20 protein-coding genes are annotated in these 25,383 nt (G+C 56.8%); 7 read left to right on the plus strand and 13 right to left on the minus strand.

All coding sequences use genetic code 11. The features are described 5' to 3' along the window. Positions 1 to 248 precede the first annotated feature (248 nt). Positions 249 to 947, plus strand: coding sequence for a pirin family protein (locus ACVWXZ_RS12205; protein WP_457395535.1), 699 nt, complete (start codon positions 249 to 251; stop codon positions 945 to 947). A 200-nt stretch (positions 948 to 1,147) separates the two neighbouring features. Here ACVWXZ_RS12205 and tsaE read toward each other — a convergent pair whose 3' ends face one another. Further along, positions 1,148 to 1,783 carry a tRNA (adenosine(37)-N6)-threonylcarbamoyltransferase complex ATPase subunit type 1 TsaE gene (gene tsaE, locus ACVWXZ_RS12210; protein ID WP_457482562.1) on the minus strand — a complete coding sequence of 212 codons (636 nt, stop codon included), beginning with the start codon at positions 1,781 to 1,783 and terminating at the stop codon, positions 1,148 to 1,150. A gap of 3 nt (positions 1,784 to 1,786) precedes the next feature. Then, entirely contained in the window at positions 1,787 to 2,611 is an 825-nt protein-coding gene (gene lgt / locus ACVWXZ_RS12215) for a prolipoprotein diacylglyceryl transferase (RefSeq protein ID WP_457404090.1), read from the minus strand. 235 nt (positions 2,612 to 2,846) lie between these two features. On the opposite strand from lgt, the gene recA reads away from it, so the two are divergent. Then, entirely contained in the window at positions 2,847 to 3,971 is a 1,125-nt protein-coding gene (gene recA / locus ACVWXZ_RS12220) for a recombinase RecA (RefSeq protein ID WP_414331989.1), read from the plus strand. A gap of 16 nt (positions 3,972 to 3,987) precedes the next feature. On the opposite strand, the gene ACVWXZ_RS12225 is transcribed toward recA, so the two are convergent. Together ACVWXZ_RS12225 and ACVWXZ_RS12230 are read right to left on the minus strand one after the other, a co-directional pair. Next, positions 3,988 to 4,800 (minus strand): TrmH family RNA methyltransferase, encoded by an 813-nt coding sequence (locus ACVWXZ_RS12225; protein ID WP_457482563.1) that lies wholly within the window; start codon positions 4,798 to 4,800, stop codon positions 3,988 to 3,990. Between the two features lie 80 nt (positions 4,801 to 4,880). Next, a complete protein-coding gene (locus ACVWXZ_RS12230) occupies positions 4,881 to 6,254 on the minus strand; it encodes a 16S rRNA (cytosine(967)-C(5))-methyltransferase (RefSeq protein ID WP_011433551.1) in 1,374 nt (457 codons plus the stop codon). Between the two features lie 148 nt (positions 6,255 to 6,402). Here ACVWXZ_RS12230 and hisA point away from each other — a divergent pair, with 148 nt between their 5' ends. Together hisA and ACVWXZ_RS12240 are read left to right on the plus strand one after the other, a co-directional pair. Beyond that, positions 6,403 to 7,167 carry a 1-(5-phosphoribosyl)-5-[(5-phosphoribosylamino)methylideneamino]imidazole-4-carboxamide isomerase gene (hisA, locus tag ACVWXZ_RS12235; protein WP_457482567.1) on the plus strand — a complete coding sequence of 255 codons (765 nt, stop codon included), beginning with the start codon at positions 6,403 to 6,405 and terminating at the stop codon, positions 7,165 to 7,167. A 137-nt stretch (positions 7,168 to 7,304) separates the two neighbouring features. Next, positions 7,305 to 8,495 (plus strand): M20 metallopeptidase family protein, encoded by a 1,191-nt coding sequence (locus ACVWXZ_RS12240; protein WP_457482564.1) that lies wholly within the window; start codon positions 7,305 to 7,307, stop codon positions 8,493 to 8,495. 13 nt (positions 8,496 to 8,508) lie between these two features. Here the strand turns inward: ACVWXZ_RS12240 and ACVWXZ_RS12245 are convergent, their stop codons facing one another. The 7 genes from ACVWXZ_RS12245 to ACVWXZ_RS12275 form a co-directional block, all read right to left on the minus strand. Beyond that, entirely contained in the window at positions 8,509 to 9,078 is a 570-nt protein-coding gene (locus tag ACVWXZ_RS12245; protein WP_457482565.1) for a hypothetical protein, read from the minus strand. A gap of 124 nt (positions 9,079 to 9,202) precedes the next feature. Further along, positions 9,203 to 10,909, minus strand: coding sequence for an ATP-binding protein (locus tag ACVWXZ_RS12250; protein ID WP_457440715.1), 1,707 nt, complete (start codon positions 10,907 to 10,909; stop codon positions 9,203 to 9,205). After that, positions 10,909 to 11,502, minus strand: a complete 594-nt coding sequence (locus tag ACVWXZ_RS12255; protein ID WP_011433556.1) for a hypothetical protein — start codon at positions 11,500 to 11,502, stop codon at positions 10,909 to 10,911. The genes ACVWXZ_RS12250 and ACVWXZ_RS12255 overlap by 1 nt, the downstream gene beginning before the upstream one ends. Beyond that, a complete protein-coding gene (locus ACVWXZ_RS12260; RefSeq protein WP_457404080.1) occupies positions 11,499 to 12,692 on the minus strand; it encodes a DNA double-strand break repair nuclease NurA in 1,194 nt (397 codons plus the stop codon). The genes ACVWXZ_RS12255 and ACVWXZ_RS12260 overlap by 4 nt, the downstream gene beginning before the upstream one ends. Next, entirely contained in the window at positions 12,682 to 16,278 is a 3,597-nt protein-coding gene (locus tag ACVWXZ_RS12265; protein WP_457482566.1) for an AAA family ATPase, read from the minus strand. The genes ACVWXZ_RS12260 and ACVWXZ_RS12265 overlap by 11 nt, the downstream gene beginning before the upstream one ends. A gap of 2 nt (positions 16,279 to 16,280) precedes the next feature. Further along, on the minus strand, positions 16,281 to 17,573 hold the full coding sequence (locus tag ACVWXZ_RS12270; protein ID WP_414400542.1) for a metallophosphoesterase family protein: 1,293 nt from the start codon (positions 17,571 to 17,573) through the stop codon (positions 16,281 to 16,283). 176 nt (positions 17,574 to 17,749) lie between these two features. Next, on the minus strand, positions 17,750 to 18,643 hold the full coding sequence (locus ACVWXZ_RS12275) for a bestrophin family protein (protein ID WP_457404078.1): 894 nt from the start codon (positions 18,641 to 18,643) through the stop codon (positions 17,750 to 17,752). 255 nt (positions 18,644 to 18,898) lie between these two features. Between ACVWXZ_RS12275 and ACVWXZ_RS12280 the strand changes: the two genes are divergently transcribed. Further along, positions 18,899 to 19,390, plus strand: a complete 492-nt coding sequence (locus ACVWXZ_RS12280) for a helix-turn-helix domain-containing protein (RefSeq protein WP_457404077.1) — start codon at positions 18,899 to 18,901, stop codon at positions 19,388 to 19,390. Between the two features lie 8 nt (positions 19,391 to 19,398). Here ACVWXZ_RS12280 and ACVWXZ_RS12285 read toward each other — a convergent pair whose 3' ends face one another. Both ACVWXZ_RS12285 and tatA read right to left on the minus strand, forming a co-directional pair. After that, on the minus strand, positions 19,399 to 20,235 hold the full coding sequence (locus ACVWXZ_RS12285) for an anti-sigma factor domain-containing protein (protein ID WP_457404075.1): 837 nt from the start codon (positions 20,233 to 20,235) through the stop codon (positions 19,399 to 19,401). Positions 20,236 to 20,453: 218 nt separating this feature from the next. Beyond that, complete coding sequence (tatA, locus tag ACVWXZ_RS12290) at positions 20,454 to 20,699, minus strand: twin-arginine translocase TatA/TatE family subunit (protein ID WP_414356913.1); 246 nt, start codon at positions 20,697 to 20,699, stop codon at positions 20,454 to 20,456. A 487-nt stretch (positions 20,700 to 21,186) separates the two neighbouring features. Between tatA and ACVWXZ_RS12295 the strand changes: the two genes are divergently transcribed. Beyond that, positions 21,187 to 22,662: a dihydrolipoyl dehydrogenase family protein gene (locus ACVWXZ_RS12295; protein ID WP_457404073.1), complete on the plus strand. Its 1,476-nt coding sequence runs from the start codon at positions 21,187 to 21,189 to the stop codon at positions 22,660 to 22,662. Positions 22,663 to 22,722: 60 nt separating this feature from the next. Continuing rightward, positions 22,723 to 25,014: a 1,4-alpha-glucan branching protein GlgB gene (gene glgB / locus ACVWXZ_RS12300; RefSeq protein WP_457404072.1), complete on the plus strand. Its 2,292-nt coding sequence runs from the start codon at positions 22,723 to 22,725 to the stop codon at positions 25,012 to 25,014. Positions 25,015 to 25,383: the final 369 nt, after the last annotated feature.

Here is a 25,383-nt window from a genome sequence, read left to right on the forward strand (position 1 = left end):
CTGCTTGGCGATGGTTGACTGAACGAGTTACTTGTCAAGGTTCTGGGGCGCCGGGGCTGGGTGGCCTTGTGGCGCTTTACTACCCTATCCCCACCCCCACCACCCCGTCAAGATATCCAACCCAAAATTTTTGGCAAGTTTTTGGCGAGAATAGCAGGGAAAAGAAGAAATAAAACTGTTTGAATATTGACATTCTGACTGCAGAGTTAATAAGATGGTTGCGAGGGTCAGGTTTCGGAGAAACTATGATGCTGACTTTGCGCAAGCGGGAAGAGAGGGGTCATGTCAAGCTCAGTTGGCTTGATACTTACCACTCATTTTCTTTTGGAGAGTACTACGACCCTCGCTACATGGGCTTCCGGGCTTTGCGGGTGATTAACGATGACCGAATCAGCCCGAGTGCTGGCTTTCCGACCCATGGGCACCGGGACATGGAGATCGTTACCTATGTTTTGGAAGGGATCCTTGAGCATAAAGACAGCTTGGGCACGGGATCTGTGATTCGTCCTGGTGAAATTCAACGGATGACGGCAGGCACAGGGATCTGGCACAGCGAGTACAACCACTCGGCAGATGAGGAGGTTCATCTGCTGCAAATTTGGATTTTGCCGGAGCAGGAAAACCTGCAGCCCAGCTATGAACAAAAAGCGACGGGTTTGACAGAGCATCCCAATGAGTTTTGTTTAGTTGCCTCTCGAGATGGGCGCCAGGGATCCGTGATTGTGCATCAGGATGTGAATCTCTATGCGGGGTTGATTGAGCCGGGACGCACCATTCACCGACACTTGGATGAGAAGCGCTACGGATGGCTGCAGATAGCTCGGGGCGATGTGACCCTGGATGGCTTGTTTTTGCGAGAAGGAGATGGCGTGGCTATTGCTAGGGAAAGCGAGCTCAACCTTTTCAGTGAAGAAGGGGCTGAGGTGCTGCTGTTTGATTTGGCCTGAGGATGACTTTTGGCTGAATTCTGGCTGTTTGCCTTGAGCTTATAGTCGTTTTAGGCTGGGGTGAAGCGACTGAACTGCTGAGAAGAGCCTTCTGGCTCCGTACATTCAACGTTTTAGGCGCGGGTGCAGTGTCCTAGTTGGAATCGAAATGACCATAAGTCTTTTGGGATCTCAACTTTTTCTTCTGCTTTCAAGTACTTTCAGGAGGAGAAGTGGATCCCTTCTTCGAGGTTTTGCTGAGTGAATTGAGAAAGAACTTGCTGCCAAAGGTGGCCAGTCTGGGATCCCTTTCCCTTGACGTGTAGAAGGCGGGCTCCTTCCTGCTGGGGATGGGGCTGTAGGCGCAGCCAGAGGTAGGTCGCAGGCAGATGGCGGAGGTACTGGGGCCACTCAATAGCGGTGATCCCACCTTGGCTCCAAAGTTCTTCTAGCCCTAGGTCTTCTAGGAGTGTGGATTCTTTCCCACCGGCGCGAGCGGCAGAAGAGGTCTCTAGGCGGTAGAGATCGCAATGGAAAAGAGGGATCCGTCCGGTGTGGTATTCCTGCACCAGCACGAAGGTGGGGCTGTCGATGGGTTCAGGGATCCCCAAGCCCTGCCCTAGTCCCTGCACAAAGGTGGTTTTGCCGCTGCCCAGATTACCTTCGAGAAGAGTGACCAAGCCGGAAGTGGAGCCGAGGCTGCGGCTGGGAGGGGGAGATTTTTGTTGACCTGAAGGGGCGAGGAAGCCAAGGGCGGCTTGAGCTACGAGGGCCCCTAGTGATTGGGTAGCAGCGGCGGATGGCAGCAGCAGAGGGGAGGCTTGCTGCCAGAGCTCTTCATTCTGTTCGCTGGCCATGGCTTACAACTCCTTTGGGGCGGGGATCCCAGGCGAGGAAGTTGCCTCGTTTGGGTGAACAGAAACGCGTTTGGGAGCTGTCAAGATTGCGGCCAGGCCTGCTCCAATGAGCAACAGGCTCACCCCCTGCGCCACCCGCAGGGATCCCAGCATGAGGCTATCGGTGCGCAGGCCTTCGATCCAGAAGCGCCCCAGGCTGTACCCCACCAGGTAGAGGCCCAAGAGGGTGCCGGGGGGAAGCTGGCGCCGGTAGCTTAAAAAGAGCAGGAGCCCGAAGAGACCAAAGTTCCAGAGGGATTCGTACAAAAAAGTGGGATGGACGCGCGATCCATCAGGCAGCTGCAGTTGTACCCACAGAGGGCTATCCGGAGGCAACACCTTTCCGTAGGCTTCGTTGTTGAAGAAGTTGCCCCAACGTCCGATCCCCTGACCAAGGCTGAGGGAGGGAACAAGGCAATCGGCTAGCAACCAAAAACTCAGCCGGTGCCGCCGGGCGAACAGGTAAAGCGCCGCACTGCCGCCGATCAAGGCACCGTGAATGGCAATGCCCCCCTGCCAGAGGGCCAAGACCTGCCACCAAGGGCCATCTCGATAGCGTTCCCACTCAAGGGCCACATAGTACAGGCGAGCAAGGGGCAGGGATCCAACCACCAACCACACCAGCAGATCAGGCATGGAACTGGGGGGAAGGCCACGCCGAGCTGCCAGATGGCGAGCCAGGAGCAAGCCCAACACCATTGCCAGGCCGATCAATAAGCCATACCAGCGCAGGCTGAGCGGCCCCCAACTAAACACAACCGGGCCGGGGGATTGTAAGACCAAAGTCATGACCGTGGGGACATTCCTGAGCAGATCCCTTTAGCCCACTCTACCCGCTCTGCAAGGCTATGCAGAAGACCTGCCCTCACCCCCAGCCCCTCTCCCAGAGGGAGAGGGGAGTTAGGAACCGAGGCAAGGTACGAGCTGACTGCAGTTGGAGGGAGAGGGATCCGCTCAGAGCAAGGCGACAATGTTAGAATGCAGGCTCGATTTTCCACCACGACTCCTGGGGGGGATGCGGGTTATGGCCCGGAAAGCCGCTGCTGTGAACACTGCTGATGACTCGGACAAATTGAAGTCAGAAAAACGCAAAGCCCTGGAGCAGGTGTTAAGCCAGATCGAGCGGAATTTCGGCAAAGGGGCAATCATGCGCCTGGGAGATGCCACCCAGATGCGGGTGGAGACCATACCCAGTGGGGCCATCACCCTCGACTTGGCCTTGGGCGGAGGTTACCCAAAAGGGCGGATTATCGAAGTCTTTGGGCCGGAATCTTCTGGGAAAACTTCAATTGCCCTACATGCCATCGCCGAAGTGCAAAAACAAGGGGGAACGGCAGCTTTTGTGGATGCGGAACATGCGCTGGATCCCACTTACGCAGCAGCTTTGGGGGTTGATATTCAAAACCTGTTGATCTCGCAACCGGATACGGGAGAGGCAGCTCTGGAGATTGTCGATCAGTTGGTGCGCTCGGCAGCTGTGGATATCGTGGTGGTGGACTCGGTAGCAGCGTTGGTGCCCCGGGCTGAGATCGAAGGGGATATGGGAGATGCCCATGTGGGATTGCAGGCGCGCCTGATGAGCCAAGCGCTGCGCAAGATTGCCGGAAATGTCAGCAAAACCGGATCCATCGTTCTTTTCTTAAACCAATTGCGCTCCAAAATTGGCGGCATAGGCTATGGCCCCCAGGAGACCACCACCGGCGGCAATGCCCTTAAGTTTTATGCGTCGGTGCGGCTAGATATTCGCCGCGTTCAAACCCTGAAAAAAGGTGCGGAAGAATACGGGATCCGAGCGCGGGTCAAGGTGGTGAAAAACAAAGTTGCCCCCCCTTTCCGGCGGGCAGAATTTGACATCATTTTCGGCCAAGGGATCTCCAACATCGGCTGCATTATCGATCTGGCCGAGGAGATGGGCATTCTCAAGCGCCGCGGCTCTTGGTACAGCTACAAGGAGGAAAATGTTGCCCAAGGAAGGGACAATCTGGTTGTCTACTTGAAGGAAAACCCAGAGCTCCTAGCGGAGGTGGAAGCGGCTGTGCGGGAGAAACTTTCTGCGGGGGTGACGGTTTCCGCCAGCCGGCCGGCAGCGATGGAGGAGGGAGAGCAGGAAGAGAATGAGGATGCGGTCTTTGTAGAGGAAGAGTTCTGAGGGAGCAGCTAGCTGTTCAGGGAGCGCTTCCTGAGCGAGATCGCCGCTGGCGCAGGGCCTCGTAGAGCAACAACCCCCCCGTCATAGCGACGTTCAGAGATTCGACACCCTCGGCCATCGGGATCCGCACCTGGGCATCGGCCTGTTGGATGGTCGCTTCTCTCAGGCCAGCCCCTTCGTTGCCCAGGAGAAAAAGGGTAGGGCGGGTGAGATCTTGATCCCAGTAGCAGTTTGCTGTGGGGGAGAGGTTAGCAGCCAAGACTTGGATCCCGTGGCAACGGCAGCTCTGGATCCAGGCGGCTAGGTCGGGCACGACTTGGGGCGGACGGCGAAACCACTGGCCGGCAGAGGCCCGCAAGACTTTGGGGTTTTCGGGATCGACGCTGTCTGCGCTTAGCCAAAGGCCGTCGGCTCCTGCGGCGGCCACGACTCGGATTAGGGATCCCAAATTGCCTGGATCTTGCAGCGTTTCCACCACGAGGCCCAAACGTACCCCGGACAAGGGGGGAGAGGGAATCTGCCGACTGACGGCCACGGCCACGGCTCCTTCGGGAGACTCGGTGGTACAGAGCGCTGCCATGACTTCTGAGCTGACGGCCTGCCGCCGTAGACTCTTGGGCAGATTGGCCAGCAATTGTGGGTAACGCTCAGCCCACTCAAGCGTGTAGCAGAGAGCCTGCAGGGGCCAGCCAACTCGCAGGGCTTCTTCGATGAGGTGGGATCCCTCCACCAAAAAGGCGCCCTGTTCCCGCCGGCCTTTGCTGCGGTGCAACTGCCGCAACTTGCGGATCCAGGGGTTTTTCGGACTGGTCAGCAGCTCAGAAGCCATGTGGCAATGGTTAAGGTACTCCCCAAGTCTTCGGCGTTGCTGCCCTCACCCCCAGCCCCTCTCCCAGAGGGAGAGGGGAGTTAGTAACCGGAGCGGCGCAGCCGTTGGATAAAAAATCCATCCCGATCCTGCCGGTGGGGCCAGATGAGCAGGGGATCCCCTTCAGCAGCCCAATTGGGGTGGCTGTCGAGAAAGGCTTGAATGATCTCCTCGTTTTCGGCAGGATGCAGCGTACAGGTGGCGTACACCAACACTCCGCCCGGCTTAAGCCAACGGGCTGCCACCTGCAGAAGCTGAGCTTGCAGGTGGGCCAATTCAGGGATCCGCTCTGGAGTCTGCCGCCAGCGAGCGTCAGCATGGCGGTGCAAGGTGCCTAGGCCGGAGCAGGGGGCATCCAGCAGTACGCGGTCAGCACTCTGCCAGGGGGGCAAGGGGGCAGGGGGTAAGGACTCCGTCCCGCTGACGCGATCGGCAGCAGCGCTCAGGGATAACAGGTCGATGGCCAGGGGACGGATTGAGCTCAAGCCCAGGCGCTGCCTATTTTCCTCCAGGCGCCGCAGACGGTGGGGGTGGCGATCCAAAGCCCAGATTTCCCCCCGATCCTGCATGTGTTGGGCTATTTGGGTGGTCTTGCCGCCCGGAGCAGCGCAGCAGTCGATCACCCGCTCCCCTGGCTGGGGATCCAGCCAATGCACCACCTGCTGGGCACTGGCATCTTGAACGCTCCACCAACCCTGGGCAAAGCCGGGCAGGGCCGTGATGTCGCCGGCATGATCCTGAAGTCGCAAGGCACCCGGCACCTCGGAGATGGGGAGGGCAGGGATCCCGGCTGCTGCCAAGGCTTGAATGACTTTATTCACATCTGCCCGCAGTGGGTTGACCCGCAAATCCAGGTGGGGTGGCTGATTAAACCAAGCACACAACTGCTCCGTTTCCACCGGCCCCAGGCGCTCCCACCATAGGCTCACCAACCAGTCGGGAAAGCTGTGCCGGATCCCCAAAGCCTGAATTGGGTCGGCTGGCAGAGTGTCCTCGAGGGGCTTGAGGGGATCCTTCTCTGGCTGATCCAACACTTGCCGCTGGTAGGCGCGCAAGATGCCGTTCACCACCCCTGTCAGGGATCCCAGCCCCATCTGGCGGGCCAATTCCACGCTGGTATGGATGGCAGCACTGGCCGGGATCTGATCCAAAAAAGCCAGTTGGTAGAGGCCGAGATGCAAAATCAGTCGCAAATCGGGGGGCTGCTTGTGGGCAGGACGCTGGGCAAGGCAATCGATCAAGGCATCGAGGGTGCGGCGACGGCGGGTAATGCCATACACCAGCTCGCTGACCAGATGCCGGTCGGCGGGGATCAGGCTGCTGTTGGCCAACAAATGCCCCAGAACCAGGTCGGCATAGGCGTTTTGGCGCTCGATTTTCTGCAGAGCCAACAGAGCCAGTTGGCGCGCGTTCATAGTCATCTCAGGATGTTCTCCCATCGCGTCAGCGGTGTGGAGCACTTTAGGGTCTAGAGATCCAGATCTCCGCTGGAGCAAGGCCGCTCCCAGGCGATACTGGAAAAGCCCCTCAAGGGATCCCATCATGCCTTACTCAACTGCTTTTCTGGAGGTGATCCCCGCCATCGACCTTCTCCAGGGCCACGCCGTGCGCCTTTACCAGGGGGATTACGCCCAGGCAGAACAGGTAGCCGACGACCCGATCCAACAGGCCGAAGCTTGGGCGGCACAGGGTGCTCCTCGCCTGCATGTGGTCGATCTGGACGGGGCCAAAAGCGGGGATCCAGTCAACCTGCCCATCATTGAGCGCATTGTCCGCAGCCTGGCCATCCCGGTGCAGGTGGGGGGTGGGATCCGATCCCTGGAACGGGCGCGGCAGTTGCTGGAGCTGGGGGTGGATCGGGTGATCGTTGGCACCCTGGCCGTGGAGGATCCCGACACCCTGGAGGCGATGACCCAAGCCTTCCCCGGTCGGGTTTGGGTGGGGATCGACGCTCGGCAGGGGCAAGTGGCCACCCGCGGCTGGCTGAGCACCACTCCCCTGCGGGCTCCTGAGCTAGTGCAACGGGTGCAAGCCCAAGGAGCTGCCGGGATCATCTATACCGACATTGGCCGGGATGGCACCCTGGCCGGCCCCAACCTACAACAGTTGCAGGAGATCCTCGCCATCTCTCGCCTGCCTGTGATTGCTTCGGGGGGAATCGGATCGCTAACGGATTTGCTGGCTTTGTTGAGCTTGCCCGGTTTGACGGGGGCCATTTTGGGTAAAGCCCTCTACTCAGGGGCGATCTCCTTGCAAGAGGCTTTGCGAGCTGTGGGGCCGGGCCGCTGGCAGGATCTGCCGCCGGAAACCGGATTCCTGTGGGCCTAGATGTCCACCTCGACACCGAGCGGAAAGCAGCCTCAGCAATGCCATACTGGGCAAAATCGACAGGCAACTGCATGCAACCAACACTGGCCATCGGTGAAGGTTTTCCAAGACATTTTTGTTTTTTTGTTTTTCAGGTCATGTCCTTTCCCGCACTTCGCCCTGCTGTTCGAGCTTTACAACCCGAGTTGGTGACCTGGCGCCGCCACATCCACAAGTATCCCGAGCTGGGCTTCCAGGAGAAGCAAACCGCCGCCTACATCAGCCAGCGCCTGAAAAGCTGGGGGATCCCTCACCAGACTGGCATTGCCCACACCGGCATCGTGGCCACCATTGAGGGAGAGCAGCCGGGGCCGGTTTTGGCGCTGCGGGCCGATATGGATGCCCTGCCCATTCATGAGGCCAATGAAGTCGAGTACCGCTCCGCCATCCCCAACGTCATGCACGCCTGTGGCCACGACGGCCATACGGCCATTGCTATGGGCACCGCCAAGCTGCTGCAACAGCACCGTCAACACCTCAAGGGCACGGTCAAGGTCATTTTTCAACCTGCCGAAGAAGGCCCCGGCGGAGCCAAGCCCATGCTGGAGGCGGGGGTGCTGAAGAACCCGGATGTGGAAGCCATCCTCGGCCTACACCTGTGGAATAATCGCCCTCTGGGCACTATTGGCGTGAAAAGTGGCCCCTCGATGGCCTTTGCCGACCGCTTTCAGATTCAGGTGATCGGGCGAGGCGGACATGCTGCCCTTCCCCAACAAACAGTGGATGCCATTGTGGTGGGATCCCACATTGTCAATGCTTTGCAGACCATTGTCTCCCGCAATGTGGATCCGATGCTGCCGGCGGTGGTGACGGTGGGCCGTTTCCGGGCCGGCGATGCCTTCAACGTTATCGCCCCAAGCGCAGAAATTTGGGGTACTGTGCGCAGTTTTCACCCTGAAGTGGCCGATTTGATCCCAAAGCGCATGGAAGAAATCGTTGCCGGCATTTGCCAAGCCTACGGAGCCACCTACGAGTTTCAGTACGAACGGGGCTACCCAGCGGTTTGCAACGATCCTGCTATGGTAGCGCTGGTGGAACAAGCTGCCCGCGAGGTGTTTGGCTCAGAGGCGAGGATCATCCCAGAAATGACCATGGGCGGCGAGGACGTCTCCTTTTTTCTCAACGAGGTGCCCGGCTGCTACTTTTTTTTGGGATCCGCCAACCCCGCCAAGGGACTGGACTATCCCCATCACCATCCCCGCTTTGATTTTGATGAAGCTGCCCTTTGCCTTGGCGTGGAGCTGTTCCTGCGCTGCATTGAGAACTACACCGGGCAAGCCTTGAGTTAGCGGGAAACCTCGGCTAGGGCCTGAGCAAGTCAGCGGATCCGCTGCCGGGAAGCAGCAAGGGCTTCATAGGTTCTGGGGTGGGTAGGGCGGGGACAGGATTCAAGTCGGCGGGAATGTAGAGGGGTTTGGGGTCGGGATCCCCACCGAAGGCCAGCACAAGGGCTTCCAGCAGGGCCTGTCGCTGTTGCCGGTTCAGGGATTGTACAACGGCTTTGTCTTGGGCGTAGGGGTTGACCGTGAGGCGGTCGGCACCGGGATACCGTTGGGCGATGATTGGCTCATTGGCATCAAAATAGTCCGCCAGCGTCAGTTGCCAGTCAAAGCGGTCGGTCGGGGAGCGACCAGCCACCTGCAGGTGATAGATCATCATTCGCCGCACCAAAGTATCCTCTTCGGGTGCGGGGCCGCCACCGTTGGGGTTAATAGGGGTGTAGGTGTTTTCCAGGGGCAGATCCGGCAGAGCTTCGTATACCTGCCGCGCTGCTTGGGGAATCAGCCGCAACTGGGCATAGGCAGGCCCGGATCCCAGTAGAACCGCAACGGCAATGCCCAGCAAACCTGGCAAAAGGGCTTGTTTCCTCATCCTGCTCGCCCCAAAACTTGTTTCTGTGAAATGAATTGTATTGCAATCAAGCAGTGGTTTCGGATTGTAGATTTGGCAGATTCAGCGATTGAGATCAGGCCACAGTTGGAGTTTTGGGCCATTGCTAATCAATGCTGAGTCCGTCCACTACCTGAGGTTGAGGACGCGGTTTGAGAGGGGCTGACTGAGCCAAGCGATCCCGCTGGTGGTGTTCTTGAGAATGCCTTTGCCAGAGGCCGAGAATATCCAACGTTTCGCCGCCATGCTGCGTGTAGCGCTGCCGCACTTTGCACAGTACAGGGGTATTGACGCACACACCGGAGACGATCACCTGACCTTTGCTCAAGGCGGGCAATTCCTGCAACAGATCCCGCCCGGCAGCCTCGACACTGTGGCGCAAATTTTCCTGATCGGCAGGGTTGACAATTCGCATCAAAAATTGGCTCATGCATTGAGACAGAATATCCGAGTCCAACTTGCCAGGGCGTTGCGTGATCAGCCCTACTCCCAGTCCAAACTTGCGTCCTTCGCTGAGGATGGTGCGCAGCACCTGTTTGCAACGGGAAGGCTCGTGGGCAGGGGCAAACCGATGGGCCTCTTCCAGCAAAATAAAGACGGGATAAGGCAAGTAATTTTCGTCCCCCGGCTGGATCTTGCCTTTGTGGGTATTGATCCGAGCATAGTTGGCCTGGCGCAAGATGGCAGCAGCGATCACCTGCTGTTCTTCTTGGCTGATCTCATGCATTTGCAGGATGGTTACCTGCCCCGGCTCAAACAAGTCTTTGGGAGCTAGGTGTTGCAAATTGTCGAAATAGGGAGAACGGTCGATCTGTTCTAATTTCCACTCCAAGGCGGCGGCTGAGGATCCCTGGGATCCATCTTCTGCAGAATCGGCTTCATTTACGGCATCGATTAAGTCCTGAATCGTCCAGCGGATCGGGTTAAATTGAGTTGTTTTGCGAAAGGCTTTCTCCAGAAAAGATTTCTGTCGGTCAGTGGTCTCTGGCAGCAGGGTCAGAATATCAAAGAAGTTAAGAGAAGATACACGAATCTTAATTTCCTGCGGTGAAAGAACCTTGACTTTGGGTCGGTAGCCATCTTCCCCAAAAAACTTGGGGTGGGACTGCATTTCTGACAGCGTGTGGTATTCCCCGTGGGGATCGAAAATGAGGACGGCAGCTCGGTTTTTGGGCAAAAGCAGCTCTTCAATCAAAACCCCTGCTGTATAAGATTTGCCGGATCCTGTCCCCGCCAAAATGGCCAGATGGGTGCTGACCATTTCCTTGACGTCCAGTACTACGGGCACTGCTCCCTCATCGCGCAACAACAGGCTGCCCAAGTGAGCACCCCCAATGGCTGTTTCATCTCGTTTGTTCAAAATTGATTTCAGCAGACGATTGGAGGCCAAAAAGACCTTGGCACCGGGATCCGGAGCGCGGCGGGGGTTAATAAAGCCCATCTTCTGATTGAAATAGCCGATGACCTCGACGGTAACCGCATAGATTTCCGGATTGGGATGGGTGAAGCCCACCAGAGCCACAATGGTGCTGGGATCGATTTCGGTATCGGCAAAGATGCGATCGGGGATGTGATCCAGGAGCTGAACTTGGCTAATTTTACCCAAGATTTGCAGCGTTTGCGATTGGGGATCCTGGACTTCGTAGTAGACGAAATCGCCCACCTTTACCGCTTGGGTATTGGAAGTGATGAAAACATATTGGTTAGAGGTTTCTCCAGGCCCTTTGACGGTGCCAATTACCTCTGGAGAGTCCTCAGTTGGAGAGAGGGTGGCTTCTGGATGGTGGCCATTATCGGTGATTTTTTGGGGCATTAGCGCATCGCTCCTACAGTCATTTTCCAGGCCAATTCTTTGCTTAAGATTTGCAGGGCTCGCCGTTGGGCTGGATCGGCAAACATCGGCGTAATGTCATTCAAGACTTGGTAGATCAAATGATTGGCAAAGTTGCCGCCACTACTCAGCAGCAAACCATAGTAGGAAAATTGGGTTTGACCTTGGGGATCCTGGTGAAAGCGCAGGATCTCTTCCCGGCTCATGCGAAAAACCGGCGTGTTTACAGGCACCACCACGCGTGGGATCCCTTGTCGGCCACAGCGGCGCTCTTCATCCAGAGCCCCGATTAAAACCACCGAGAGCAATGTGCGCACCTCATTCTGCAAATCGGGGGAAAAATAGGGATCCGGCTGGCTGGAAAGGCGCGGCCCAGAATTGAGGAACATCGGATTCAGGAGTTGGGTATTGTAAACCAGACCTACGGCCCAGTGTCGCCGGTCGCTTTCTAGCTTGACAAAGCTGCCGAAGCCATAGTCATCAGGAGCCGGCGGATTTTTGACTTCTAAAGCATCGTCCACCTGCACCACATAATCACAGTGATTGTTGGAGCGAACTACCTTTCCCAATCTCATCGAACTCGTCTCCGCTGTAATTTACTTACTGTTTTCCGGGATAGCCTTAGGTTCAGCTTTTCGCGAGCGGCCCAATCTTGCATGAGACGCAAGAAAAGGTTGCGATCCTCATTGCGGATAACGGCTATTTGATCGGCTGTCTCCAGCACATAAGGATAACCTCGCCCAATCACCACCTCACAGCGAACCAGATCCACCAACCAGTCCAACAGTCCTGCCTCATAAACCCAAACGGGTATTTCCAAGCGGGCCGGAAAGTTGTCATTGGTGCGCAGGTAAACAAACCCCACTCGCTCCCGCATTTCTTGGTAGGAGTTGAGGATCCCATCTTGGGGGTTGAGGCTGCCGCCGCGGGCACAGATGAAAAAAGGTGTGCGATCCCCCCACTCCAACCAGGGACTAAGCAGTTGCGCATCGTGAAGCTGTGGAGCTTCGGGTAGGTCAAAACAATGCTTCAGCAACGCCACCAAATCGGAAGTGTAGGTGGTGTCTATGTAGGCCACGATGGGGATCCGGCTTTGCTCGCTGGCCCGCAGAAGCTGGAGCAAACACTGCACATAAAAGTCTTGGCTTTCTGGCTCAAAGACTTCGGCAAAAGTAGCCACCAGCGCCCCGTCCAAAAAGGCCAATTTTCGGGATCCCGGTTGAGATTTTTGAATGTATTCTACAAGTCTCTCGATTTCCATTTGAAAGCGGCGCATGTTAACCATTCGCTCTTTCGGTTCGCCGCTGCTGTCGGATCCCAGGTCCCTTGGAGTCAATACATCCACTTGGATGTCTTTTTCGTACAAGCCTGCTGCGCAGTGATAATTTTCATACCAGCCGATTTGCACCAGCGCCACCGGTATTGACAGATCTTTGCTGGGATAAATCTGGGATCCATCTACGGCAAAGGTAGGAATATTTTCAATGACCGACTTCGCCCAATCGCGGCTTTCTTCGTAATTGGCCCATTCCTGCTCAAAAGGGATCCTCCAATTGGAGTAGCGATCCCACTCTGCAGTAGGTAAAGCGCCTGGGAAAGGGAATGGAGCTATTTTTTCGGCAATCTCTAGGCTTGACCACTGGCACAAGCTTTCCATGGCCTGCTTATAGTATTCTCTGCGCTCCGACAGCCTTTGATCAAAAGTGGCAAAGGCCTCCCGCTTCTGCTGCAGCACCGCCAGGATCCGGTCGGCTCTAAACACCATGGGCGGGATCCCTCCCTACCGACTTGGATCCGGAGTGCCTTTCCACCCGAATAACATTTTCTGTCATTTGCTCAAAGGTATCGTCGTGGCTGATGACAAACAGCTGCTCAAAAGATCGCAGGTTGGTAATAGCCTCTGCCAGCCGCTGTCGCCGTTGGGCATCCATATTGGTGGTGGGCTCATCGAAAAAGGCAATATTTAGTTGTCCCAACACCTTGAGTAAAGCCAAGCGCACTGCCAAGGCCGCCGACATTTGCTCTCCCCCGGAAAGGCTGGCAAACCGTCGTTTGGGGCTGCCGGCTTCTTGAACGCGGATCTCATAATCGGCTTCCCAGGTCAGGGTGACGTTGGGACGGTTGAGAATTTCTCGGAAGAGGTGATCGGCAGTATGGTTGATCTGCTGCAGGTAGTATTGGGTAACTTGGGGGCCGGCTTTTCTGTAGGTCTCTCGGCTGAATTTGATAAAGCGGTGTAGGCGTTCTCTCTCAGTTTTTTCGGCCTCGACTTGCTTTAAGCTGGCCTTGGCCTGTTCCAATTGCCGCAACTTTTCCTCAATTTTGCTCAGTTGAGGAGCTAAGCTCTCCAGTCGGGCTTGGGCTTCGGCTTTTTGAATTTCGGTGGCCTGCAGAAGGGATCGAAGGCGCTCATGCTCCTGCGGTCGATATAGAGCAGCCAAGGGATCCCGTGCTGCGCGAAGTTGGGAAAGCTGAGTTTGCAGTTGCTGCCGCTGGGCGTTTAGCTCGGCCAGTTCCTGTTCCCGTTGGGGAAGCAATTTGGCGATGGGTTCTGCCTGCAGATAGCGCTCGTGATCTAAACGGTATCGTTCGCGTTCTTCCTGCAGGGATCCCAGCTCTCGATCCAGATGCTCCGTTTGGCATAGGGCCTCCTCGATAGGGTTGAGTGCGGCCTGTAAATCCTGAAGCTGCTGCAGGCAGTCGGCCTGCATTTGTAAATACTGCTTTTCCTGTTTTAGCTCTGCTTTGAGCCGTTCGGCTTGACTTCTGGGATCCCCCAGTGCCCTTAGGGTTTCGGCGGCTTTTGCAATTTGGGCTTGCAGGTCATCTTTGGATCCCTCTGTTTGTTCCCAGCGGTCGATCTGGGCTTGTTTTTCTTGCTTGGCTTTCTGGATTTGATCTAGGGCCAACTGGGCCGCTTGGAGTTCATCTTGCCGTCGGGGCAAACTTTGGGCAAGAGGCTGCATGCGGATAAAGGTCTCGTAGTTGTTGCGGTGCCGGCCTTGTTCTTCCCGCAAAGCTGCAATTCTTTCATCCAGATCTGAAAGCGGTTGCAGCTGCTCTTCTAGGGCTTGTATCTGCTGTTGGAGTTGCTGAACATGGGCCGCTATTTGTTGATATTCTTGCTCAACCCTAGACTTGCGGCTGAGATCTCTTTCCAAGCGCTGGATTTGCCCTCTGGGATCCCCCAGTTCTTGCAGCGCCTGGCCAATTTCCTGTTGTTGCCGAAGGAAGGTGGGCTCAGCCTCAAGATCCCAGTGAAGATCATCAATTCTGCTTTGTCGTTCGGCTTGCAACTGCAGCAGTTGCTGAATTTGGGCTTGTAAATCGGGTATTTGTGCGGTTAGGCCGAGCAAGGGTTGCAAAGTCCTGAGTTGTTTTTGGATGTTGGACAACTGCTGACGAAGTTGGGGCTCGGAAGTTTGGGGAGCCAGATCCTGCAAAATCTGATGGATGGACTGAAGCAACTGTTGGCTGAGTGCTGAAGATCGAGTGAGTACCTCTGGGATCCGCTGCCACAGAGATTGAAGTTGGGGATAGTTGTGTCGCTGCGCTTCCAATTCGTCCAGAAGTTGCCGGATGCTGTGATGGTGTTGAGCCAATTGATCCGAGCCCTGCTCAAAAAGGGCTTGTAGCTCCTGTTGAAATTGACGAGCTGCGGCAATGCGGCTGAGCTGAGTTTGCAATCGCTCCTGTTGAGTTTCGAGCGCAGGAATGGCGGCTACCCGCTCCAAATCCGCCTGCCGTTGTCTCAGTTGGAGCTGCAGTTGTTGCAATTGGACTTGGCCTTGTTCCTGCTCCGTTTCCCGTTGTTTGAGTTCAAGGCGCAGAGCCTGAAAGGAAGCCAACTTCTCGCCAAGTTGGGAGTGGCGCTGCTCCAGGGAGGCCTGCCGTTCACACAGGGGTTGCAGCTCAAGTTTTTCCGCCTCCATTTTTTGGAAGATCTGGAGCTGTTGCTGATATTCGGATCCCTGCAGCTCCAATCGATGCAGTTGATGTTGCAAAGTTTCCCGTTGAGCCAGTAAAGTTTGTCGGGTTCGCCGCAGCGCTTCCTGCTCTGCAATGAGGGTTTCCAACTGCAAATAACGGTTGTAGGTCAATTGATGCTGCCGACATATGGCCTGGGCCTGTTCAGCTTCTTGCACTCGGCTTTGTAGCAGTTGACAGCGCTCGGCGTGGGCTGCCCATTCTGCCTGGAGCTGTTCCCATTCGCGGTGCAGGTGTAGCAACGTGTTGAGCTGCTGAGTCCAATAGGTCTGCTGACGCTCTAGCTCCTCTTGGGCCTGAATTTGCGGGGTTAGCTCCTCTAGCTCCTGCTTCCAGCGCTGCTGTTGGCTTAACTTTTCTTGAAGTCTTGCCAATTGGTTTTCGATATGCTGCTTTTGCGAGAGCAAAGCATCCCGCTGTTTCAGCCACTCCAAGCGTTGCTGTTGCTGTTTTTCCAGCTCCCGCAAGCGAGCTTCTGTGGCCAAAAAATGCTGAGATCCCTCCCAGTATTGCTGTTGCTGCGCTTGAGCTTGCCTGGCCTCTGCCCATAACTTTTCTGCCTGCTCAAGAGATACCTGAAGCAGGGATCCCTTTTGCTCCAGTTGGGCAATCTGGTGATCTAAAGTTTGGATTTGCTCAAGCCATTTCTCCAGTCGCTCGATCTCAAGCTTAACCTGATCCAGAGTGTGGATCGATTGACTCAAGCGCTCTTGCCAATAACTCAGTTCTTGTTGGATTTTCTGCCGCTCTGCTTGGAGCGGATCCCACTCCTGTAGCTGTTGGCGGAGCAATTCAATTTGATGATTAATGGCCTGAATCTGCGCCTCGCTGTATTTTTCGACCGCCAACAGGTCTTTGGCTACCTGCTGGTACTCTTCCACCTTTAAGATGCGATCGAAAACTTCTTTGCGATCTCGACCGGTTTTGAGAAAGTCTGCCGTGAAAGTCCCTTGGGGCACCCCAATCGTTGTGGCAAAGAGCCGCGCCAGGTCGGTACCGGCAGGTACGCCCAAATGTTGCCTCAGCCACGGCAGCACATCGGACTTGCGCTCATACTCTAGGCGCTGCTTCAGCTGGGGATCAAAGAGACGATATCCCTGCGTGACGCTGCGGCGAACATCGTAGGTGCGCTGATCCCATTGGGAGATAAATTGCACAGTCACCACTGCGTCGTTGGCCCCGGAGCGAATGATTTCTTCTTGGCTGTAGGGGCAGTAGTCGAACAAAACCCAGGCAATGGCTTCCAAAATGCTGGTCTTGCCCGCTCCGTTTTCTCCGCAAATGGCGTTAATACCTGGCTCAAACGTGAAGACGGCATCCTCATGAGATTTGAAGTTTTGTAAAGCGAGAGAGAGGATCCGCATAATCAGTCTTCTGCTCCCCATTCGCGACAGCGATGCGGAGCATCAAAAGCTCCCCTTAGGTGAGCATACACTTCCGATTCTCCTTGCCCATCCAAAACCTTTTCTTTAAGATCCAGAAGCAGCCGCGCTAGCTCTTCACTGCGTTTGCGGTAGTGGGCATGGCTGCTCAGCAGATCCCTGTAGATTTTCTCTTCGATTTGTAGCCTTTGCCCCTCTTCTTCCAAGGAAAGGGCAGCCGACCCGAGCTCTAAAGTATTGGCCTCAAAACGAAACAGAACCAGCAAGGCGCCGGTGAGCTGCTGAATTTGACACTGTAGGGCGCGGCTATCCAGCTCATGCTTGGCGAACCCCACCTGTCCCACCAGCCGCAACTCCACCATCGGCTCCATCTCACTTTCCTGAAAACGGGATCCCTTAGCCAAGGCAATGGCTGCTGCGGCAATCTGTTCGGGGGTTTCTCTGCCCTTGGCCTCCAGATAGAGCCGGCGGCGGGGCCGCTGATGGTAATCCTGCACCAACTCCGCTTGGGGTGGGCCATCTCCCCAGCGGACGCGATAGGCCCCCCGTTGGAAGTCCCATTCGGCAGTGCTGTTGGCCTCCAGGGATCCCGGGTTGAAGATCCACCCGCCCTCGGAATAGCTTTTGTGAATGTGTCCCAAGGCCAGGTAGCCCACCCCCGCCTCCCGCAGGGGCAGCAGATCTTTGTAGCGCAGAGCGCCTTGGTAACGGGCAATTTGGCCCTCTAGACCGTGGTGGAACATCAACACCACCCGTTCTGGGCCGGGGGGCAACCGTCGAATGGCCGCCGCCAACTGCTCAATCGACCGAGGGGCTGCCGATCCGTACCACTGGGATCCGATCACCCGCACCCCACAGGGCAAATCCAGATACCCACCCCGCCGACCTGACCAGGGGCGCAGCTCCAGTCCCTCTTCCCCTTCCTCAGGCTCCAGCAGGATCAACTCCCCGTGATCGGCTAAGTACCTCAGCCAACTGGTTTTCACGCCATAGGGACGGTTGTCGTGGTTGCCCTCGATGGCCAACACCGGAATCCCGGCCTGCTGCAGCTCCCGCAAGACGATCTGGGCTTGGTTGAGAACGCCGGGCTGAATCTGCCGATGCTCGAACAGATCTCCGGCGATGAGCACAAAGTCCACCGGATCCTGAATGGCATAGCGCCGGACAACATCCCGAAAAGCCAAAAAGAAGTCCTTGCTCCGCTCCGGGCTGTCGTAGCGGTCATAGCCCAGATGCACATCGGCCAGGTGTAAAAATGTGCAGGTTGAGCAGGCCATCCCCAGAGCACCTCGGCAAATTGTCCACAGTTTAGCAAACCCATCTTGTTCCCTACCCAAGATATAGGGATCCCTTCCTCTCAATCATCGGGTTCGTCCCGGCTATCTCCACTAGGGGTAGGTGCCGACTGAGGATCTGAGGAAACCCTGGAATGGACGGCTGCCCAAGAGTTCTCTCAGGTGGAATCGATTAAATCCAGGATATTGTGCTTCATCTTGTTGCAAATGTTATCGAGGGGCAGATCATTGGGATCCCGGCCGAAGGGGTTTTCAATTTCGATGCCGATCTCTTCAACGCCAAACAACATAAAGCTCAGCCATCCCACAATGGGGCCGGTCATCCAACCCAAACCTTCCACCATCTGAAACGGCAAAGATAAACAGTAGAGCAATAACAACTGCTTCAAGTGCAGGGCATAAGCCATGGGCATTGGGGTCATGAGAATGCGCTCGCAAGCCCCCAGCGCATCCACCATGCTGTTGAGCCGCTCCACCATGATCGTGAGCTGGTAGACCTCAACGCGGCCCTTTTGGTATTGTCGCTGCAGATAATCTCCAATCCAAAAGGCAATCTGCAAAGGGGGATGGTTGAGGCTTTGGAGACGTTGCAACTGCTCCGGGCTGAGGAGGGGCTGAATCTCATCCAGCAAAGGTTCCTGGCGCAAGTGCTGTTTCATGGCCATGGCAAAGGCGGGCAACAGATATAGAGTTTGGATCTTCTCTTCCCGGTCGCCGGGTTGCTTTTCTTCAATGGCTACCCAAATCAAGCGGGCCAAATTGCGCACGTCATTCACCACGGATCCCCAAGCTTTCCGCCCCTCCCAGAACCGTTCGTAGGCGGTGTTTGTCCGAAACACCAGCATCAAACCCAAAACGATGTTGGGCACAAACGCCACCAACGACGACAGCGCCAGGGGCAGCCCCAACTTATACAGAACCGAAACCAGCACCCCGGCCAAGCCGCAGATAAAGGCGCGGGGAAGCACTGCCGGTACAACCGATCCTTGCAACTGCAGGGCCAGGCGAAACCAACGCAGCCCCTCTCCTGCAAGATACTTGCGAAGAACCATAGTGCAGCGTCGGCAAGCTTGCCCTCTGATCCTACAGCCACTCCTACAGCCACGGCCTGCCGCCCTAGAGGGGATCCCTTGCCCGCCTATCCTGAAAAGCGACGAGGGTAGCCTGTTAGAGATTTTTCAGTTCGAGATTCTGTAAATGTCAAGCAATGCCCAGGCAAACTTCACGAACAACTTCCAAAACCCCAAGTTACTGTGGTAGACTCTCCGCCAGGCAACGAATTCAACGCTGTTCTGCGACGCCCCAACATGGCTGGAGTCCTCAAGCTCGACATTCAGGAATCGGCTGAAGAGCTCAAATCCCTACTAAGCAAGCAGTCTACACCGACCGGGAAGGAGCGGGTTCAAGCTCTCTACCTGCTCAAGATTGGGAAAGTCAAGACGATGACAGGCTTGGCTGAAATTCTGGGGCGGGACATCTCAACGATTTTTCGATGGTTTCAACGCTACAAGGCCAAGGGGCTAGAGGGCATGTTGACGGTGCCCCGCAACCAAGGGCGCAAACCCCTCATCCCCAAGCCGGTTTTGGAAATCCTCAAGCAGGAGCTGCATCAGCCTGGCCGATTCCGTACCTACAGCGACATCCGCGAATGGCTGCGGGAAACGCACGGTGTGGATGCTTCCTACAAAGTTGTGCATGAAACTGTTCGCTACCGTCTCAAGGTGCGCTTGCGGGGATCCCATGCTAAGCGGCGCAAGAGCGGGGGACAAACTCCCCAGCCATCCCCCCATCTCTCTTGATCTCTTGATCAGGGCTGGGCAGCAGGGATCCAAAAACTGCTCTGCAGCAGAGGCGGGCTTGTGGGGGATTCGCTCCCTCCTGCCGGTTCAAGGGTGACGAGAAGGTGGGTCGGCTGCTCAGAATGGAGGGGTTGACTGAGCCATTGCAGGGATCCTTCCCCGTTGACGGCAAAAGTGCCGGCGTTTTCCAGCAGTCGTCCCCCTCCCTGGATCTCCGACTCCAGCCACAGTTGATAGGTGCTCCCTGGGGGGGCAGGGGCCATCTCCGAGGCCAAGAGCAGCACCTGCTTGGCATGGGGTGACCAGAGGGCTTGCACCAACAGGGGAGTGCTGAAGCTGGGATCCCGCAGCAGGGTTCGCTGCACCTGCGGTTGTCGTTGCCACTCTTGGTAGAGCCGTTGAACTGCCACCGACTCTCCCTCGATGGGGGATCCCCACTGCCAGCGCAGCCGCCAGTAGGCCGCTGTTATGGCCAGCGCGTAGATCCCCAATACCGCCAGGCTGCCCCAAAGGAGACGTCGCGGCTCCAGAGGGGCTGAGGTTTGAATGGAGAGGGGGACAGGTAGCCAAGCCCAACGCCGCAGCCGTTCCCTGGCTTGAAAGGCCGTCAACTCGTAGAGCCACAGAGCCACCGAGCGATCCCGCTGCAGGTCAAAGGCATTGGCGTGTTTCCAGCAGAACTCGAACACCTGCCGCACCACCTCTTCCGCCTGGTGAGGTTGCTTGAGAATGGCCAAGGCAATATCCAGCAGGCGCTTCTGATAGCGATCCTTGAGCAAAAAGTGGCTGCGGCGATCCCGCAGTTGGATCTGGCGCATCAACTCGAAATCGGTCAGCTCAGCCATACCACCTCTGGGGCATCCGATGAGCCTATCCGGGCTGATTTTGGCTCAGCCGGTAGCACTAGGCTGGGGAACTTTCCAGAACTATACACTAGCCCTGGAGCCGGCTCCCTTGCGAGCTGACTTCACCTCTCATCCAAAGCTGGCTTGGATCCCCCCTCTCAACAGTTCCGGCAGCAGGCCCCTTGCAGGAGTTGGGATCCCACCCCTCTCCGCGACCCTCAGGCGGCATCTTTCTCAACCACCTTCTCCGCCTTTTCTGCGCCGGCAGGCTCGTCATCGCTGCTGGGGTTGTTCATCTCTTGTTTGAAACTCCGCAACGCTTTGCCAAAGGCGCTGCCCAACTCCGGTAGCTTCTTGGGGCCAAACACGACCACCGCGATCACCCCAATCACGGCCAGCTCTGGCAGGCCCATGCCAAAGATGCTCACGGCCAAGATAGGTTCGCTCGGCAGCAGGATAGTCATAAGTCCCCAAACCCTGAAAGGTAGAACAGACGGATCAACCCAGCTTGCAAGGGATCCATCCGTCCCACTCTAACAAGTTCTTCTCCCATGCAGAAAGGGTGTGGAAAGGGATCCCCTTCTGATACATTCACGCTGAACTCTCCTGAACATGGTTCAGGAAAGAAGCGATCGCATCCTGCCTATCTCTGTTCGCGTCAGCGGGACGGAGTCCAAGCAGGAAGGCGGTATCCCGCAAAGCCCTGAGGAATACCCCCCGAGCGCTTTCCCCCTTCACTTCCCGGCAACCGTTGCGGTGGACTCAAGGATCAGGGGGAAACTTGGTCTACTATATCCCTCTCAATGACTTTTGCCAAACCGCCTAAAGCTCAGTAAATTCAGCAAAGTTCAGGGTTTTGGGGGTTAGAGGCATGCTCCCATCCTGCCCCCGGCCCACTCAAGACATAGGATGGTGCTATCCCTTGCCCGATGTTTTTGTTCAGAACAAGCCATGCCTGTCTCCTACGATATTGTGGTCATTGGCGCTGGTGCGGCGGGTCTGGTGGTGGCCAGCGCTGCGGCCCAACTGAAGGCCAAGGTGCTGCTGGTGGAAGGCAGCGACCGCTTGGGCGGCGATTGCCTCTGGTATGGCTGTGTGCCCAGCAAAGCCCTTCTTCACGTGGCCCATACCGTCCATCGGATTCGCCAGGCCATGGCTGCCGGTTGGGTAACTCTCCCTGGCCCAGCAGGGATCTCGGTGGATTACCTCAAGGTGTACGAACACATTCGCTCTGCCCAGAGCTACATCGCCAACCACGCCGATTCGCCAGATCGCTTCCGCCAACTGGGGGTGGAACTGGTGTTTGCCAAGGGCCACTTTGTGGATGGGCGCACCTTTGAGGTGGCAGGAAGGCAGGTACAGGCGCGGGCTTTTGTCATCGCCACCGGATCCCGTCCTTGGGTTCCCCCCTTGCCGGGCTTGGCCGAGGCGGGCTATCTGACCAACGAATCGATCTTTGACCTAACCCGTTTGCCCAAATCGGTGGCGGTGATTGGGGCGGGGCCGGTAGGCTGCGAGTTAAGCCAAGCTCTGGCCCGTCTGGGATCCGAGGTGACCCTCATTGCCAGCCGCGAGCGCATCTTGCCCAAGGAGGATCCCGAAGCCGCCCAGGTGGTGCAGCAACAGTTGGCCCAAGATGGGATCCGCATCCTCACCCGGGTACGCGCCACAGCAGTTGGCCAAGAGCAAGGGGCAAAGCTGCTTTACCTAAAGGCCAACCCTGGAGCAGGCTCCGCCGCTGCAGGTGATCAAGTGATCCGTGCAGAAGCGATTTTGGTGGCCGCCGGTCGGATCCCGAACGTGGAAGGGCTGGGTCTAGAAGCCGCCGGCGTGCAGTACACCCCCCAAGGGATCCAGGTAAATGCCAAGCTGCAAACCCGCAATCCCCGCATCTACGCCTGTGGGGATGTCATCGGCGGGCCGCAATTTACCCATGTGGCGGCCTACGAAGCGGCAGTGGCCTTGGTCAATGCCCTGTTTTTCCCCCTCAGCCAAGCGCGTTATCGTGTCATTCCTTGGGCCATCTTCACCGAGCCGGAGCTGGCCCGTGTGGGCCTCACCGAAAGCGAAGCCCGGCAGCAATACGGCAAGGATGTGGTGGTGCTCAAACAGGAGTTTGCCGATGTGGATCGGGCCCAGGCAGAAGCTGCCCCCCTGGGCTTTGCCAAATTGATCTGTCGGCGCAACGGCCAGATTTTGGGGGCGCACCTGGTGGGATCCCAGGCGGGAGAGCTGATTCACGAGGTGGTTTTGGCCATGAGCCGGCGGCTGCCCGTCTCTGCCCTGACCGGGATCCACATCTACCCCACCCGCTCGGAGGTGAATGCCAAGGCGGCCCTGCAGCACCGCAAGCAACAATTGGCCGCCAACCCCCGCCTGCAGAACGCCTTGCAGGGATTCTTTGCCTGGAGGCGGGCCTGGAGCTAAAGCGCAAACCGGAGGTCGGCCACCGCTAGACTGGAATCAGTCGTTTGCTGAGGGTTCCCGATGGGCTTTCTCCTGTCTGCTGAACAAGTGGGTCAGTTTGTCTCCAACCAATGGCAGGATCCCTATGCCGTTTTGGGCCCCCAGCAGATAGAAGAGGCCGGGAAATCCTTTGGGTTGGTGCGCGCCCTTGTGCCCAATGCCCGGCAGGTTTGGCTGGTGGAACGCGCCACTGGGCAGGCTTACCCGATGCAGCCGCTGCACCCGGAAACGCTGTTCGAGCTGCGTTTTGAGCCGGGAACCCCTCTGCCGGACTATTTTTTGCGGGCGCAACGGGCCTGGGATCCCCAAGGGGAACACTTGGAAGAATGGGAGGATCCCTACCGCTTTCCCTTGGAGAAGGTCAACCACATTGGCGAGCTGGATCGCTACTTGTTCAACGAGGGGAATCACCACCGCATTTACGACAAGCTGGGCGCTCATCCCATCACGGTGGACGGGGTGAAGGGGGTGCATTTCGCCGTCTGGGCTCCCAATGCCCGCAACGTCAGCGTTATCGGCGATTTTAACCACTGGGACGGGCGTCAACACCAGATGAAGCGGCTGGGCGAAAGCGGCATCTGGGCGGTGTTCATCCCCGGCATAGGGCCAGGCGCCATCTACAAGTACGAGGTGAAAACTTCCTGGGGGGATATCTACGAAAAATCGGATCCCTACGGCTTCCAACAGGAGGTGCGCCCCAAAACCGGCTCCATCGTAGCCGACCTCAACACCTACACCTGGCACGACCAAGCCTGGCTGGAAAAACGCGCCGCCACCGATCCCCTGCGCTCGCCGATTTCGGTTTATGAGGTGCATTTGGGATCCTGGATGCACGCCTCGGCTGAAGATCCACCTGCCGAAGGGCAAAGTGTGCTGGTGGATCAAAAGCCCAACACTCGCTTCCTCACCTACCGCGAGCTGGCGGACAAATTGATCCCCTATGTGAAGGAGCTGGGCTTCACCCACATCGAGCTGTTGCCGGTGGCAGAACACCCCTTCGATGGCTCTTGGGGCTATCAGGTGATTGGCTACTATGCCGTAACATCCCGCTATGGATCCCCGCAAGACTTTATGTATTTTGTCGATCGGGCTCACCAGGCCGGGATCGGCGTGATTGTCGATTGGGTGCCTGGGCATTTCCCCAAAGATGGGCATGGGCTGGCTTTTTTCGACGGTACTCACCTGTACGAGTACGCCGACCCTCGCAAAGGCGAGCACAAAGGTTGGGGCACTTTGGTCTTTAATTATGGCCGCAACGAGGTGCGCAATTATCTGGTGGCCAATGCCCTTTTTTGGTTCGAGAAATACCACATCGACGGGATCCGGGTGGATGCGGTGGCCTCGATGCTTTATCTGGATTATGACCGCAAAGACTGGATCCCCAATCCCTACGGCGGGCGGGAACACCTCGAAGCCATCGACTTTTTCCGGCAGCTCAATACCCTCATTTTCAAATACAACCCCGGTGCACTTTCCATTGCCGAAGAATCTACTGCTTGGCCGATGGTAACTTGGCCAACCCATGTGGGTGGGCTGGGCTTCAACTTGAAGTGGAACATGGGTTGGATGCACGACATGTTGGATTATTTCCACATGGATCCCTGGTTCCGCCAGTTCCATCCCCATTTGGTCACCTTCAGCCTCATGTATGCCTTCAGCGAAAATTACATGCTGGCCTTTTCTCATGATGAGGTGGTGCATGGCAAGAGCCACATGTTGGGCAAAATGCCGGGGGATCATTGGCATAAGTTCGCCAGCCTGCGGGCTTTATACGGCTACATGTTCACCCACCCTGGCAAGAAAACCTTGTTCATGAGCATGGAGTTTGGCCAGTGGAATGAGTGGAACGTTTGGGCAGATCTGGACTGGGGGCTGCTGCAGTATGAACCCCACGCCAAGTTGCGCCACTACGTGGCCAGCCTGAATCACCTGTTGCGCTCTGAGCCTGCCCTGTATACCCAAGACACCAAGCCAGAAGGGTTCCGCTGGATTGACTGCAGCGATCATCGCGGCATCGTTTCCTTCATCCGCTATGGGGAGGATCCCAGTGAGTGGGTGGTGGTGGTTTGTAACTTCACGCCGGTGGTCTGGCCCAATTACCGCATTGGGGTACCGGAACGAGGTTTTTATCGAGAGCTGCTCAACAGCGATGCTGTGGAGTTTTGGGGCAGCGGGGTAGGCAATTTGGGGGGCAAGTGGACAGACGACTGGGCCTACCACAACTTGCCCTACTCCCTCGAGCTCTGCCTGCCGCAACTTTCTACCTTGGTGCTGAAATGGCAGCCGCCGCAGCCGGTCGAGTCCCAGAATTGACACCCTGCTGGCTTCCTTCCGCCGCACTGGGAGGACGGGTCTGGAGACTTCGTTTTTTGGCCATTTGTAGTCCTTTCAAGCTGGATTGAGACAATCCCCAAGCGCTCCATACCGCTTCCGAGATCACCCCCAGTCCTCTTCCCAGAGGGAGAGGGGAGTTGGGAAGCAATGGGATGGAAATGTTTCATTTCGTTTCATTCTTATTTAAAATGACTGTGGGCGTGGGTGCAGTGTTCTAGTTTGAATCGAAATGACCATAAGGCAGACATAACTGAGTGCTACGGGCAGGTTTTTTCTGAGAGGATTTCAGCAATGGCCGCAGCCACCCGCTCTTGTTGACAGGTGGTCAACTCAGGAAAACACGGCAAA

This window comes from Thermostichus sp. MS-CIW-38, assembly GCF_054058415.1.

Excerpts from the sequence above, each read along its gene's own strand:
- ACVWXZ_RS12205 (WP_457395535.1), top strand. The coding sequence starts at position 249 with ATGCTGACTTTGCGCAAGCGGGAAGAGAGGGGTCATGTCAAGCTCAGT.
- tsaE (WP_457482562.1), bottom strand. The coding sequence starts at position 1,783 with ATGGCCAGCGAACAGAATGAAGAGCTCTGGCAGCAAGCCTCCCCTCTG.
- lgt (WP_457404090.1), bottom strand. The coding sequence starts at position 2,611 with ATGACTTTGGTCTTACAATCCCCCGGCCCGGTTGTGTTTAGTTGGGGG.
- recA (WP_414331989.1), top strand. The coding sequence starts at position 2,847 with ATGGCCCGGAAAGCCGCTGCTGTGAACACTGCTGATGACTCGGACAAA.
- ACVWXZ_RS12225 (WP_457482563.1), bottom strand. The coding sequence starts at position 4,800 with ATGGCTTCTGAGCTGCTGACCAGTCCGAAAAACCCCTGGATCCGCAAG.
- ACVWXZ_RS12230 (WP_011433551.1), bottom strand. The coding sequence starts at position 6,254 with ATGAACGCGCGCCAACTGGCTCTGTTGGCTCTGCAGAAAATCGAGCGC.
- ACVWXZ_RS12240 (WP_457482564.1), top strand. The coding sequence starts at position 7,305 with ATGTCCTTTCCCGCACTTCGCCCTGCTGTTCGAGCTTTACAACCCGAG.
- ACVWXZ_RS12245 (WP_457482565.1), bottom strand. The coding sequence starts at position 9,078 with ATGAGGAAACAAGCCCTTTTGCCAGGTTTGCTGGGCATTGCCGTTGCG.
- ACVWXZ_RS12250 (WP_457440715.1), bottom strand. The coding sequence starts at position 10,909 with ATGCCCCAAAAAATCACCGATAATGGCCACCATCCAGAAGCCACCCTC.
- ACVWXZ_RS12255 (WP_011433556.1), bottom strand. The coding sequence starts at position 11,502 with ATGAGATTGGGAAAGGTAGTTCGCTCCAACAATCACTGTGATTATGTG.
- ACVWXZ_RS12260 (WP_457404080.1), bottom strand. The coding sequence starts at position 12,692 with ATGGTGTTTAGAGCCGACCGGATCCTGGCGGTGCTGCAGCAGAAGCGG.
- ACVWXZ_RS12265 (WP_457482566.1), bottom strand. The coding sequence starts at position 16,278 with ATGCGGATCCTCTCTCTCGCTTTACAAAACTTCAAATCTCATGAGGAT.
- ACVWXZ_RS12270 (WP_414400542.1), bottom strand. The coding sequence starts at position 17,573 with ATGGCCTGCTCAACCTGCACATTTTTACACCTGGCCGATGTGCATCTG.
- ACVWXZ_RS12275 (WP_457404078.1), bottom strand. The coding sequence starts at position 18,643 with ATGGTTCTTCGCAAGTATCTTGCAGGAGAGGGGCTGCGTTGGTTTCGC.
- ACVWXZ_RS12280 (WP_457404077.1), top strand. The coding sequence starts at position 18,899 with ATGGCTGGAGTCCTCAAGCTCGACATTCAGGAATCGGCTGAAGAGCTC.
- ACVWXZ_RS12285 (WP_457404075.1), bottom strand. The coding sequence starts at position 20,235 with ATGGCTGAGCTGACCGATTTCGAGTTGATGCGCCAGATCCAACTGCGG.
- tatA (WP_414356913.1), bottom strand. The coding sequence starts at position 20,699 with ATGACTATCCTGCTGCCGAGCGAACCTATCTTGGCCGTGAGCATCTTT.
- ACVWXZ_RS12295 (WP_457404073.1), top strand. The coding sequence starts at position 21,187 with ATGCCTGTCTCCTACGATATTGTGGTCATTGGCGCTGGTGCGGCGGGT.
- glgB (WP_457404072.1), top strand. The coding sequence starts at position 22,723 with ATGGGCTTTCTCCTGTCTGCTGAACAAGTGGGTCAGTTTGTCTCCAAC.